Consider the following 12,294-nt stretch of genomic DNA (forward strand, 5'->3'; position numbering starts at 1 on the left):
TTGTAATATGCATGTATGTTGGGTGAAAAATTCGGTAGTATTTTCGGGGTGAAAGTGTTTTTAAACGATTTTGTGGTTGGATATACCGAATAAAATATAACTTTGCGAAATCATACAAAATGATAGAATGGAAGAAAACAATAATAATGAAGGAAAGTCGATGTTCTCGAATATTTGGGGGAATAAATTTAGTTTATTTGGATTAATAATTATTGTTCTCTTTTTTCTGGCTATGATCAGTTTGCGATATTGTGATAGCAAACACGTAGTAGTGGAAGATGATAAACGGATTAATATTATTACACAATGAATTTTACCAAGTACCAGGGAACAGGCAACGACTTTGTAATTATTAATGGTAATAAAGAGGACTTTGACAGGTCTGATTATGCTGCTGTACGGGCTATTTGTGACCGGAAATTCGGAATAGGGGCCGATGGTTTTATTGTCGTTTCGGATAGTGAAGAAGCGGACTTTGAAATGTTATACTATAATGCAGATGGTAAACCCGGAAGTATGTGCGGTAATGGGGGGAGATGTGCCGTCACCTTTGCCTATAGTAATGGTTTTTTTACTTCCGGAGAATGTCGTTTTATGGCCTATGATGGTATGCATGAAGCCCGAATTATGCCTGAAACTTCAGTAGTGGAATTAAAAATGTCGAATGTGGAAACCTTTGAACTGGGTAATAGAATGACGATTATGGATACGGGTTCGCCGCACTATGTTACACTGGTAGAAGATATCGATGATATCGACATTGTAGAGGCGGGTAAGGTTATTCGTTATTCTCCGCGATTTACGGAAGAAGGGATTAATGTTAATTTTGTAGAAAATAAATCTGATTTTCTTGAAGTAGCTACGTACGAAAGGGGAGTGGAAGACGAAACTCTTTCTTGTGGAACGGGAGTGACGGCAAGTGCGCTCAGCTTTCATGTGTTGCAAAACGGTCGATCTGCTGCTTCCGGGGAATTGGAAGTAAAGGTCCACACAAAAGGTGGGGACTTAAAAGTGAAATTTGAATACGATGGTTCTGTGTTTAGCAATATTTGGTTGGTAGGAAAAGGAGAAAAAGTATTTGATGGGTGCATAGATTTGGAAAAGATCGAAAATAACAACCCTGCTTAATTATATATCTTCTTCGAAAAACTGAAGGTAGAGTCCGGAAAGTTCATTATATAAATGGTTTTCTTTTTGTGATTTCAATACCTCCAGGCCGGTAGTGATAATGTCTTTTGCAAGATCTGTTTTTTCATTAGTGATTAAAAATTGAGCATAGTGATAATAGGTGCCACTATATGAAGGGAAAGTGGAGATTAATTTTTTGTAGTTGAAAGAAGCTTTTTCCTTTTCTCCAATTTTCTCATATTCCTTTGCAAGGGCAAAATAAGGAAAGGCATCCCTACCGTCTTCAGCAATTAAATCTTCCAGATATTGTATTTTATTTTGACTCACAGTTAATCGTATTTAATTGATAATTAATTTGTTGTAAATAATAATATATAAATTACCTAATTTTAGTTCATGTTATTATCTTTAATGTTGGTAAAGATAATAATGAATAAATAATAAACTTAATAATATGAATATATTAGTTTGTATAGCTAGGGCCGTAGAGACTACAGCCAAAATTTCATTTACAGATAACGATACACGGTTTGATGATACAGGTGTACAGTACATCATGAATCCTTATGACGAGTGGTATTCTCTGGTCAGAGCGCTTGAACTGAAAGAAAAAGAAGGCGGGGAAGTTCACGTTGTTTGCGTGGGTGATTCAAGTTCTGAACAAGTGATTCGAAAGGCATTGGCTATTGGTGCTGATAAAGCATTCAGAATTGATCTTGAACCCAAGACGGCGGACGAAACGGCCTTTCAATTGGCCGAATTTGCTAAATCTGGGAATTATGATATTATTTTTACGGGCAAGGAAACGGTTGATTATAACAGTGGATTGGTTCCGCCAATGTTGAGCGCATTGTTGGATTGGCCGTTTGTCGGTATTGTTTCTGATCTTGAGTACGAAAATGGTGAAGCTACACTGTCCCGCGAGATTGAAGGGGGTGTGGAGATCGTAAAAGCCTCATTACCTTTGGTACTGAGTGCAACCAAAGACCTGGCAGAACAACGAATACCCAATATGCGCGGAATCATGATGGCAAAGCGCAAACCGCTTGAGGTAGTGGAGGCAAAAGAGACCGCTCCGAAGGTGAATTTTGTCGGGTTCTCAAAACCGGAGAAAGATACGGAAATTACGTATGTAGACCCCGAAAATATGGATGAACTGGTTCGTTTGTTAAGCGAAGAAGCCAAAGTGATTTAACCCATTTCATAGTTTTAAAAATATAACCATGTCAATATTAGTTTTTTGCGAAAATATAGAAGGTACATTTAAAAAGAATACACTTGAAGCCATTACCTATGGACGGAAATTAGCCGAACAGACCCAATCTCCACTCGCGGCAGTCGTCAATGGAAGCCCTGATGTGGAAGTGTTAAAAACCTACGGAATCGGGAAAGCCTATCTTCTAGAAGGAAGTAATACCGGTGATAGTGCATCCCTTGCCAAAGGCATAGCCGGGGTCTGTAGCAAAGTGGATGCTTCCACCGTTATTTTAACGTATAATTCAACGGGGAAAAGTATTGCAGGGCAATTGGGAATATTGTGCGGTGCCGGTGTCGTGAATTCAGTGAATGCCCTGCCCAGCTCTTTAGAGCCCTTCCAGGTATCCCAATCGGTTTTTGCCGGAAAAGCGGAGGCCGTTGTAGAAGTTCCCGGGGAAAAGAAAGTGTTGGGACTACAAAGTAATTCCATCAAAATAGAGGAAGCACCTGTGGATACTATTGATACTGAAATTGTCACATCAGATGGAGGTTCCAGGGTGGAGGTTATACGCCAGGATAAAATAAGCGGTGGTGTTCCCCTGCCTGAAGCTGAGTTGGTAGTTTCTGGCGGACGCGGATTCAAAGGTCCTGAAAATTGGAATATACTGGAAGATTTAGCCGGGGTTCTCGGTGCAGCCACAGCTTGTTCCCGCCCGGTTTCTGATTCTGATTGGAGACCGCACCACGAGCACGTAGGGCAGACGGGAATTACCATTAGGCCTAATTTGTATATCGCTATTGGAATTTCAGGGGCCATTCAGCATCTCGGGGGTGTAAATAATTCCAAAACGATTGTGGTCATTAATAAAGATCCGGAGGCTCCATTCTTCAAAGCGGCCGATTATGGGGTAGTTGGGGACTTATTTGATGTAGTACCAAGATTGACGGAAGCTGTCAAGAAATATAAAGGAGCGTAGAATAGGTACGAACAAAGAGACGAAGGCATAACCGGGTTGGGGGACTGGTACCCGAAAGGAATAAAGTGAAGGTAAATACTCCGGAACTTTTAAATTTCCGGTTGCCATATCCATATACATAAATCGGATAAATATCAAGGTATCAACTGGCGTTGATAATCTTATTCAACGGGAAGTGTCGTCCTTCCCTGTAATGGGACATGAAGGGGTAAAGGGATGATAGACCTGGTGTGTAATGGGAATTCTTCTGCGGTAGTGCTTGCTGATTAATACCGCATAGACAACAATTAACGTGAGTACCACAGAGAAAATAAGAGTACTGAAGCGCCTGTCTCTACATGAAATTATTCTGGAAGCGAAATATTAGTAATCCAGTGAGGAACCCCAGGGTGGTAAACAATTGAGATCGTCGATTCAGGCATTGATTTCGACACAGTGATGCCTGGGCCATTGCTTTTTTTCGCAAAAAAAAAAATGACAAAAACAATTATTCATCGAGTTCACGTTAGTTATGTCGCAGCAAAATACTTATATTTGAATTTAAAATAATACGTTATGGCAACTTTTGAAATCCAGGGAAAGTTATATAAGAAGTTTGAAACAGAAGCAAAGACACAATCTTTTAGTGCGCGGGAATTCATCCTCGAAGTAAATGATAATAATTATGTTCAATTATTGAAATTTCAATTGACTCAGGACCGATGTGGTCTGCTCGATACCTTTCAGGAAGGTAGCGATGTAAAAGTTCATTTTGATTTGCGTGGACGGGAATGGAATGGCAAGTTTTTCACCAATTTAAATGCGTGGAAACTTGAATTGCCGCAGCCTGTTAGTCCGGGAGGGGACGGTTTCCCTGAAGAGGAAGACTTTGTTTTTACGGATGAAAGAGAAGACAATAATTTTACCCAGGAAATGCCGGAGGACGATTTGCCGTTCTAGGAATATGAATTTGAGATTTATATTTCTATACCTTTTTATTGGTTTTTATTATGGCTTGCCAGGTCAGACCATAGTTGGATTATCAACTGTTGAGGACCGTCATTTTGGAAAATGGGAGATCATTACAAATGCTCCTGATTTAACAGGGGTGGTGGAAGGAACCTGGGTGGCTATGAATGATTGGTCAGAATGGCAATACGCCCTAGGGGACCATACGGGATGGATTAAACTCAGGAATAAAAATGATCCCAATCTATGGGAAGTGATTGGGAATGATGAAATCATTCATATACGGACGATATTCCCAAATGAATTTAACCGATGGGAAGTAAATAACGGAAGGAGGTCTGTAGATGTGGAAACGATCCGATCCGGGGATGTCGAACAATGGGAAGCAGGCAGGAGAAATAATACTCTCTTTTTTTATACGTATGTAGAAGGGGATAGGCGGGACTGGATTATAGAAAATAATATTCCCGACTTGTCAGTGGCTATGCAGCTGGCCATTACCTTTATACCCATTTTGCATGTTGTACCCAGGCAGTAAATCCCAAAACATGGAAAGTCTATAGGTCAGGGAATTCCCATCCTTTTCTTACCGGTTCCCGGATTAATTTATCTGCATTGTCCAGTCCTATTGCTTTCATAGCTTTTGCATCCCAATAAATTTTTTGTCCACCCAGCCTAAGGGAAAGAACTCCCAGCAAGGTAATTTCCGTCAAGCGGGCCCCATAGGCAAAATTGGCACTTGATTCACTACCGTCCTTTATCGCGTCGATCCAATCCCTGAAGTGACCATTGGACCTTGGGATGGTAGGAGCGGGGCGTTCGGATTCCCTCAGGGATTCGGGGTAGACGATTGGAAATCGATTCCCTCCATCATTGAGGATGAGGCCTTTTTCACCGACAAACATAGTTCCTCTTCGAGGAAGTTCTTCATTATCCGGTAATAATTCAGGCCTGGGTGGTTGTAATCCTCCGGAATACCACGTCAGATCAACTTCTTTTTGATCACCCATTTTATCAAATTTGTAGTATCCTATTTCACCATAAGGTGCTATTTCAGAATTGGAAAGGCCAGCGGGTTTGACTTCTACACTAACCGGGGCCTGTAAATTAAGTGCCCAGGTAGCTGCATCCAGGTCATGACAACCAAAATCCCCTAAAGCACCACATCCAAAAATCCAAAAATCCCGCCATGTTACTGGACTAAAATCAGAATGATAAGGTATCTTTTCGGTAGGACCCAGCCACAGATCCCAATCCATGCCATCTGGTAATGGCGTTGAACCTTTTGGTAACCCTTCTCTGCCCGGCAACCAACGGGTAGCCGGCACCCAGGCGTGAACTTCTTTTATCGGACCAATTATACCTGCCCGAATATACTCTACAGTACTTCTTATACCATCTCTACTGTGGCCGCTGTTGCCCATTTGCGTAGCCAATCCCCTCGCTGTGGCCAATTCCCGGACTTTACGGGCTTCCCAAATGTTGTGAGTAAGGGGTTTTTCGCAATACACATGTTTATCCATCTGCATTGCGAGAATAGAAATATAGGCATGTGTATGGTCCGGTGTGGAACATACTATAGCATCTATATCTTTTTCCGTTTCCAACATTACACGAAAGTCTTTATATGCTTTTACGGAATAGTTGGGAATAGAAGATTGATAATGCTTATTGATCATTTCCTCTACAGGACCACGACCGGCCTCGGATCTGTAGTAAAAGTCTTCGAGGTTCCAATATTCTGCCGGGTCAGCCAATGCTGCCATCGAAACATCTTCCAATTCCAACAATGCTGATGTATTTTGACGGCCTTTTCCACCGGCACCAATTATCCCCAAGACCACCTTGTCACTGGGTGCGACATAATCTTTACCACCCATTACATGCCTTGGTATTATCGTGAAACCCACTGAGGAATACGCCATATCTTTTATGAACCCTCTTCTGGATTTGTACGCCTTTGCCGATACACTTTTCATTTTTGACTATTTTAATAAGAACGCCCTGTAAACTACCCAGGACACTTAATCGATCCCAAAAGTCAGGCCAGAATTTGAGCTGCGTGGTCTTTAGTCTTTACCTTTTCTATAATTTTTTCAATCATTCCATTTTCATCGATCAAAAAAGTTTTTCGGTGAATTCCATCGTATTCCCGTCCCATGAATTTTTTCTTTCCCCAAATGCCATAATCGTTAATAATCTTTTTTTCAGTATCTGCTATAAGTGGAAAAGGCAAATCAAATTTGTCGGAGAATTTTTTGTGAGACTTTTCAGTGTCTGCGCTGACCCCGATAATTTCGTACCCTTCATTTTGTAGTTGGGAGTAATTATCCCTTAAATTACAAACCTCTTTTGTGCAGCCAGGGGTGTTGTCTTTGGGATAAAAAAACAAAGCCAATTTTTTCCCTTGAAAATCCTTAAGGGAAATATTGTTGCCATTTTGATCGATTCCTGAAAAGTCAGGTGCTTTTTCGCCTGTGTTTAATTTTGTCATCATTTATTATTACATTAATAGATATACGTTTGACGCCTGATCCAAAAGGTCGCGGATGAACAGGGCATACAGGGATACGTTCTACCTTTTTTCTGTACAAGATAACCGTTTTTATCATCCGTTAGTAATACCGGGCGGAGTATCAATTTTTTATATTTGTTTTCTACTTCGAAATACACCATTGTTATAGGTACAGCTTCCCGGTCAAACCAAAACGTCTCCGGGATAATAAGAAAATTGTTTCATTTTTGTTCAATAGTATATAGATAAAATTTATACATGTTTCAGCGGATTATTTTAATGATAGGTGTACATATTATTATGAATACCTTGATCGGTTAACCCCGGGTATATAACTGTAATTTTATTTCTGACACGATAGTGATAGATGGAAAGGCAGAGGCTTTATGGGGAAAGGCAGAATGGAGTGAAATGTTTGTGGATATTGAGGGGGTGGATCATGAAAAACCGTATTGGGGGACCCGGTTTAAGATGCTTTGGAGCAAGGCGCATTTATATATTTTTGCTCAGATGGAAGAGCCGCATGTATGGGCTAATTTGACCCGGAGGGATGCGATAGTATACAGGGATAATGATTTTGAGGTTTTTGTCAAGCCGGATGCTGCTGGTGATGAATATTTTGAATTCGAATTAAATGCAAGAAATACGGTATTGGATTTGTTAATGACCAAACCCTACCGTAATGGGGGAAAAGCATTGATCCAATGGGATGCAACGGAAGTAGAGAGTGCCGTAGATATTCAGGGAACAATAAATGAACCGGGTGATGTAGATAGTGGATGGTCTTTGGAAATGAAGATACCATATACAGACCTGGCCTTTTATGGGAAGCCTATTGTCCCGGTGGAAGGAAGGTTTTGGAGGATAAATTTTTCGCGGGTTCAATGGGAACATCAGGTTTTAAATGGGGCCTATTTTCGCAAAAGAAAAAATAATGGATCATTGGTTCCGGAAAATAATTGGGTTTGGTCCCCGCAAGGTATTGTTGATATGCATTACCCTGAACAATGGGGATATTTATTCTTTACAAAAGAAGCAAAGGATTATTCTATAGCAATAAAAGAATGGCAAAAATTTGAAGTTTGGGATTTGTATTACGAATTAATGAAATATTACAACAGGAAGAGAACCTATGAAGGGTTTAATGTAGCTGGTGCGATTGATGATAGTTGGACCTGGGAAGATTATATGGATAGTGACCTGTTTTATGTAAAACTTTATCCTTCGGAAGGAAATTATTATTTTGTACTGGATCACAAAGGGAATTTACAAACTAAATATTATGAATAAAAGGGATTTTATTAAAATAGCCGGTGGAGGGATGTTGTCTTCCGGGGTCTCTAATTGGTTCAAAAGGTCGACAGATGACAATAAAATAGGTGATAATAGTTTCTTTGAGAAAGGTTTTTATATTTGGACCCGTCCAAACGTAAAGGAGAATTCAAAAGAGATCCAGCAGCGATATAGAAAATATGCTGAAAAAGGCATTAGGGGAATTATGTTTGAAAGTGACAGTGAGGAACATTTTTCGATCGCTAAGGAGGCCGGAATGCAAGCACATAGGTGGATGTGGACGATGAACAGGGGTGAACGTTATCTGTTGGATAACCATCCGGATTGGTATGCGGTAAATCGCAAGGGAGTATCTTGTGCGGAGCACCCGCCTTATGTAAATTATTACAGATGGTTGTGTCCCAGTAAACCTGAAGTGAAAGACTATCTTTTGGAGCAGAGCCGGGAAATTTTGGAAAAGGAATATGTCGATGGTATTCACCTTGATTATGTACGATTTTGTGATGTCATTTTGGCGGTTAACCTTTGGGATACATATGACATTGTGCAGCAAAAGGAAACACCCGAATATGATTTTTGTTATTGTAGTGATTGTCGTGAACAGTATGCCAGGTTATACGGGAAAGATCCTCTTACAGACCTGAAATACCCCGGCCAGCAAGATTCCTGGAGGCAATTTCGGTATGACAGCATTACTGAAATAGTCACTGCCATCGCAGGTAAAGCAAAAGACCATAAAAAACCAATCTCTGCAGCTGTTTTCCCCACACCCGAAATTGCCCGGAGATTGGTCCGGCAGGATTGGTCAAACTGGCCATTGGATGCTGTTTTTCCTATGATTTACCACGGGTTTTATCAGGAACCTCCCCATTGGATTGGCAAAGCTGCCATGGATGGTTTACGGGTCTTGAGGGGCGATTTTCCCATGTATGCAGGGATATTTTTGCCTGATTTTCATAATAAGGAAGAGATTGAGACTGGCATTCTTTCAGCTAAGAACGCTGGTGTAAGAGGGGTGTCCATTTTTGGCAATATCGATGATACCATCCTCAATATCATTGATAAACACCGGGAGTTTTAAAGTTTACACCGTATTATTGATGGTGGTAGGTTTTAAGAAACCCGTTTGGTTATAAGTAAAATGCTGTACCCCGCCGAATGGCCTATGGTACAGCAAAGTTTTATTCTAGGAGCAGTTCTCAATCCTGATTAGTAGATAATTGATGAGTATATCCAATAGTGGACAGTATTGAGCTATGGCTATACGGGCTGCTATAGACTTGAATCTTCTGTGCGTACCGGACAAATAGTTTTGACCTTCGCTCTGGAGAGTCTTATTCACCCAGGTTGCCTTCCTAAGGTAACGTGAGTTCGACAGAGAAAAAAGAGCTCTGAAGAGCGTGTCCCGACATGAAATTGTCGGGAAGCGAAATATAATTAACCCTGGGTGCCAACCCAGGGTGGAAATTAAGGTAAGTACTTACAGAAAAGGTATTCCCTATTTATAGAACCTTATGTTTGATTCGGTATTATTCTGCATCCTGTAAAAGCTGAACTTCACACGCTATATTTATCTTTTCAGATACCAGAACGCCACCTGTTTCCAGGGTTTGGTTCCAGTTAAGTCCCCATTCCTTCCTGTTAATACTTCCTTTAATTTCGAATCCAGCTTTACTATTTCCCCAGGGGTCCTTTGCCAGCCCAAGAAATTCTGCTTCCAGTTCTATTGGATTGGATTTCCCCAAAATGGTAAGGTCTCCTTTTAAGCCATATTTGCCCTCATTATCCTTTTTCACTGTGTGGCCGGAGAAAGTGATTTCTTTGTAGTTTTCTACATCGAAAAAATCAGCGCTTTTGAGATGTTCATCCCTTTTTTGGTCCCCGGTATTGATGGAAGATGGGGCCATACTAAATGATACTTCTGCATTTTCGAAATTGGTTCCTGAAGATTCGACGCTTCCGCTGTATTCGCTAAATGAACCTTTTACATTGGTGATCATTAAATGTCTGGCTTTAAATGCAATTTCTGAGTGGGACGGATCTATTGTCCATGTAGTCTTTTTCTGTGTCTCAGTCATAATTTTAAAAGTTTTGTTGATTTATTAAATTTTATTAACTTGTTTAAACGAATAAAGTTTTAAATTTTTTTATTCCCGCATCTTATCTAATAGACAAGATAATTTTTCAGCCTCTTCTTCAGATACCCCGATTTCGTTAATTAATTGACTGATCAATGGATCTATACTTTTTAAAGTATCCAGGCCTTTTTGATTAATTCTGATTAATATTTCTCTTCTGTTTTCGCTGTTTTGTTTTTTTTCAACCATGTTTTTCTTTTCCAATCGATTGGATAACCGGGTTACATCCGGATTTTTGTCCAGCATTACTTCTTTAATTTTTCCCATATTCAGATAATCGGGGTAAGCACCCCTTAAAATTCTCAATACATTGAACTGTTGTGCCGTCAAATCTTTGCATTTAAATATTTTATTTTCCCGGTTGTGGTACCAGTGAAATGTATACAGCAAATTGGTCAGTGCTTTTTCTCGACTGGTTTTAAATTCAGGTTGCTTTATATCTTTTGCTATTCCCATTGTAATATCATAAATGATTGGATTTTATAATTGTTTAAACAAATTATTACAATATAATTATTTAAGGTTATAATCTACATTTATAATGTTTTTGAATTATAATTGTGTATTATAACTATTAAGTTTTATATTTAGAGGATGTATTCGGTAATTACAGGTGATATAGTAGATTCATCTCGGGACCTTGAAAAGGGAGCCGGGGATCCGTATGAAGTGATCCATCAAATATTGTATGATATATTTGATGAATTTCAGGGAAAAGGGTGGCTGGGGACCGGGGATTATGCCATTTATCGCGGGGATAGCTTTCAATGTATTTCCAGGGCGGAGGATGGTTTATTACTGGGTATATTAATAAAGGCGGCGTTGAAAGGGGGGAGAATAAAATCGGTAAGCAGTAGTGAGGAAAGTACTTCATGGGATTGTAGAATGGCCATAGGAATCGGTACTGTAAGTTATAAAGCCGATACTGTGGAAGAATCCAACGGGGAGGCTTTTATCAAATCGGGCAGGTTGCTGGATAAAATTGATAAAAGGTTTTTAGCATTTGCTACACCCTGGAAGTCAATACAGGCGGAGCTGGATTTAATGGCCAAATACCTGGATATTATATTACATAGGTTGTGGACCCCTGCCACTGCAACAACCGTACTTGAATATTTATTACATCACCCGACCCAAACAGAGTTGGCGTCAATTCTCAAGATATCACAACCAGCGGTTAACAGGCGGTTGCATGGGGCAGAAATTGAAGTGTTGGAAATGACGCTGGAAAGATATCGTTCAATCATAAAACTAAAATTACAGTAATCATGTCATCCATTCCCGTATTGGTTTTATTATTATTCGCACACTTTGCCGGTGATTTTGCTTTTCAGCCCTCAGGGTGGGTTGAGGACAAGATGGAAAAGGGATTGAAATCAAAATTTTTGTATTGGCATATTGTTGTCCACTTTTTTTTAAACATAGCGATATTGACAGTGGGAGGTATCACTAATTACGGGTTAATTGCCGCACTGGCCCTGGTGATTTCTATAGGGCATTTTAGTATTGATGTATTAAAAATTTATTACGAGAAGAATACGGTTGATAGTAATAGAATCAGTATGCAAAAGGGCATTACATTTTTGTGGGACCAGCTGTTGCATATTTTCCTGATTATATTGGTTTGGCGATTGGCATCAGAGGTTGCACCGCCGGGAGATAGCATATCCAGTACCCTCTGGATAAAAGGATTGGTCGTGTTACTGGGATTTTATATAATAATTGAACCGGCTTCCGTATTTATTGACCTGTCTACAAGGGATTGGCAGAAGGTATTTGACCCCGTTACCGGGAATGCTGGATTGCCAAATGCCGGAAAAACGATTGGACAACTTGAGAGGATATTGGCTTTGACTTTTTTGTTGATGGGGCAGTACACAGCAATTGGGTTTTTAATTGGGGCCAAGTCTGTATTCCGGTTTGGGGACTTGAGTAAGGGATTGGAGCACAAAAAAACGGAATATATACTTATCGGTACTTTATTGAGTTTTACTACCGTTGTGGCTATTGGTCTGGGAGTAAATGCGCTCTTAAGCTATTTATAAATGTGTTTTTCCATTATGCAATTTCTATCGCCTTTTTAAGGGGTTTTGTAGAA

General features: G+C 40.0%; 15 protein-coding genes. 10 read left to right on the forward strand and 5 right to left on the reverse strand.

The genetic code is table 11. The features are described from left to right. Positions 1–127 precede the first annotated feature (127 nt). Complete coding sequence (locus LVD47_RS07115) at positions 128–310, forward strand: hypothetical protein (protein ID WP_236974874.1); 183 nt, start codon at positions 128–130, stop codon at positions 308–310. Next, on the forward strand, positions 307–1,128 hold the full coding sequence (dapF, locus tag LVD47_RS07120; protein WP_236974875.1) for a diaminopimelate epimerase: 822 nt from the start codon (positions 307–309) through the stop codon (positions 1,126–1,128). Before LVD47_RS07115 ends, dapF begins: the two co-directional genes overlap by 4 nt. On the opposite strand, the gene LVD47_RS07125 is transcribed toward dapF, so the two are convergent. Further along, positions 1,129–1,455, reverse strand: coding sequence for a hypothetical protein (locus LVD47_RS07125; protein WP_236974876.1), 327 nt, complete (start codon positions 1,453–1,455; stop codon positions 1,129–1,131). 127 nt (positions 1,456–1,582) lie between these two features. Between LVD47_RS07125 and LVD47_RS07130 the strand changes: the two genes are divergently transcribed. The 4 genes from LVD47_RS07130 to LVD47_RS07145 all read left to right on the forward strand — a co-directional run bounded on the left by LVD47_RS07130 (position 1,583) and on the right by LVD47_RS07145 (position 4,788). Next, positions 1,583–2,323, forward strand: a complete 741-nt coding sequence (locus tag LVD47_RS07130; RefSeq protein ID WP_236974877.1) for an electron transfer flavoprotein subunit beta/FixA family protein — start codon at positions 1,583–1,585, stop codon at positions 2,321–2,323. A gap of 28 nt (positions 2,324–2,351) precedes the next feature. Then, complete coding sequence (locus LVD47_RS07135) at positions 2,352–3,302, forward strand: electron transfer flavoprotein subunit alpha/FixB family protein (protein WP_236974878.1); 951 nt, start codon at positions 2,352–2,354, stop codon at positions 3,300–3,302. A 555-nt stretch (positions 3,303–3,857) separates the two neighbouring features. Continuing rightward, positions 3,858–4,241 (forward strand): DUF3127 domain-containing protein, encoded by a 384-nt coding sequence (locus LVD47_RS07140; RefSeq protein ID WP_236974879.1) that lies wholly within the window; start codon positions 3,858–3,860, stop codon positions 4,239–4,241. Between the two features lie 4 nt (positions 4,242–4,245). After that, positions 4,246–4,788 carry a hypothetical protein gene (locus LVD47_RS07145; protein WP_236974880.1) on the forward strand — a complete coding sequence of 181 codons (543 nt, stop codon included), beginning with the start codon at positions 4,246–4,248 and terminating at the stop codon, positions 4,786–4,788. A 19-nt stretch (positions 4,789–4,807) separates the two neighbouring features. Here the strand turns inward: LVD47_RS07145 and LVD47_RS07150 are convergent, their stop codons facing one another. Next, positions 4,808–6,229: a Gfo/Idh/MocA family protein gene (locus LVD47_RS07150; protein WP_236974881.1), complete on the reverse strand. Its 1,422-nt coding sequence runs from the start codon at positions 6,227–6,229 to the stop codon at positions 4,808–4,810. Between the two features lie 62 nt (positions 6,230–6,291). Beyond that, positions 6,292–6,744, reverse strand: a complete 453-nt coding sequence (bcp, locus tag LVD47_RS07155) for a thioredoxin-dependent thiol peroxidase (RefSeq protein ID WP_369427756.1) — start codon at positions 6,742–6,744, stop codon at positions 6,292–6,294. 381 nt (positions 6,745–7,125) lie between these two features. On the opposite strand from bcp, the gene LVD47_RS07160 reads away from it, so the two are divergent. Next, positions 7,126–8,055, forward strand: coding sequence for a carbohydrate-binding family 9-like protein (locus tag LVD47_RS07160; protein WP_236974883.1), 930 nt, complete (start codon positions 7,126–7,128; stop codon positions 8,053–8,055). Continuing rightward, positions 8,048–9,139 carry a family 10 glycosylhydrolase gene (locus LVD47_RS07165; RefSeq protein ID WP_236974884.1) on the forward strand — a complete coding sequence of 364 codons (1,092 nt, stop codon included), beginning with the start codon at positions 8,048–8,050 and terminating at the stop codon, positions 9,137–9,139. The genes LVD47_RS07160 and LVD47_RS07165 overlap by 8 nt, the downstream gene beginning before the upstream one ends. A 448-nt stretch (positions 9,140–9,587) precedes the next feature. Here LVD47_RS07165 and LVD47_RS07170 read toward each other — a convergent pair whose 3' ends face one another. Together LVD47_RS07170 and LVD47_RS07175 are read right to left on the reverse strand one after the other, a co-directional pair. Continuing rightward, complete coding sequence (locus tag LVD47_RS07170; RefSeq protein ID WP_236974885.1) at positions 9,588–10,136, reverse strand: YceI family protein; 549 nt, start codon at positions 10,134–10,136, stop codon at positions 9,588–9,590. A gap of 69 nt (positions 10,137–10,205) precedes the next feature. Beyond that, positions 10,206–10,652 carry a MarR family winged helix-turn-helix transcriptional regulator gene (locus LVD47_RS07175; protein WP_236974886.1) on the reverse strand — a complete coding sequence of 149 codons (447 nt, stop codon included), beginning with the start codon at positions 10,650–10,652 and terminating at the stop codon, positions 10,206–10,208. Positions 10,653–10,790: 138 nt separating this feature from the next. Between LVD47_RS07175 and LVD47_RS07180 the strand changes: the two genes are divergently transcribed. Both LVD47_RS07180 and LVD47_RS07185 read left to right on the forward strand, forming a co-directional pair. Beyond that, the gene (locus tag LVD47_RS07180; protein ID WP_236974887.1) at positions 10,791–11,462 is read left to right on the forward strand and encodes a hypothetical protein; all 672 of its coding nucleotides are present in this window, start codon (positions 10,791–10,793) and stop codon (positions 11,460–11,462) included. Between the two features lie 2 nt (positions 11,463–11,464). Then, positions 11,465–12,241, forward strand: a complete 777-nt coding sequence (locus LVD47_RS07185) for a DUF3307 domain-containing protein (protein ID WP_236974888.1) — start codon at positions 11,465–11,467, stop codon at positions 12,239–12,241. Positions 12,242–12,294 lie beyond the last annotated feature (53 nt).

Origin of the sequence: Membranihabitans maritimus (assembly GCF_021729145.1) — a bacterium.
In the GTDB taxonomy this organism is placed as follows: domain Bacteria; phylum Bacteroidota; class Bacteroidia; order Chitinophagales; family Saprospiraceae; genus Membranihabitans; species Membranihabitans maritimus.

Coding starts and splice junctions, on each gene's coding strand:
- LVD47_RS07115 (WP_236974874.1), top strand. CDS start 128: ATGGAAGAAAACAATAATAATGAAGGAAAGTCGATGTTCTCGAATATT.
- dapF (WP_236974875.1), top strand. CDS start 307: ATGAATTTTACCAAGTACCAGGGAACAGGCAACGACTTTGTAATTATT.
- LVD47_RS07130 (WP_236974877.1), top strand. CDS start 1,583: ATGAATATATTAGTTTGTATAGCTAGGGCCGTAGAGACTACAGCCAAA.
- LVD47_RS07135 (WP_236974878.1), top strand. CDS start 2,352: ATGTCAATATTAGTTTTTTGCGAAAATATAGAAGGTACATTTAAAAAG.
- LVD47_RS07140 (WP_236974879.1), top strand. CDS start 3,858: ATGGCAACTTTTGAAATCCAGGGAAAGTTATATAAGAAGTTTGAAACA.
- LVD47_RS07145 (WP_236974880.1), top strand. CDS start 4,246: ATGAATTTGAGATTTATATTTCTATACCTTTTTATTGGTTTTTATTAT.
- LVD47_RS07150 (WP_236974881.1), bottom strand. CDS start 6,229: ATGAAAAGTGTATCGGCAAAGGCGTACAAATCCAGAAGAGGGTTCATA.
- bcp (WP_369427756.1), bottom strand. CDS start 6,744: ATGACAAAATTAAACACAGGCGAAAAAGCACCTGACTTTTCAGGAATC.
- LVD47_RS07165 (WP_236974884.1), top strand. CDS start 8,048: ATGAATAAAAGGGATTTTATTAAAATAGCCGGTGGAGGGATGTTGTCT.
- LVD47_RS07170 (WP_236974885.1), bottom strand. CDS start 10,136: ATGACTGAGACACAGAAAAAGACTACATGGACAATAGATCCGTCCCAC.
- LVD47_RS07175 (WP_236974886.1), bottom strand. CDS start 10,652: ATGGGAATAGCAAAAGATATAAAGCAACCTGAATTTAAAACCAGTCGA.
- LVD47_RS07180 (WP_236974887.1), top strand. CDS start 10,791: ATGTATTCGGTAATTACAGGTGATATAGTAGATTCATCTCGGGACCTT.
- LVD47_RS07185 (WP_236974888.1), top strand. CDS start 11,465: ATGTCATCCATTCCCGTATTGGTTTTATTATTATTCGCACACTTTGCC.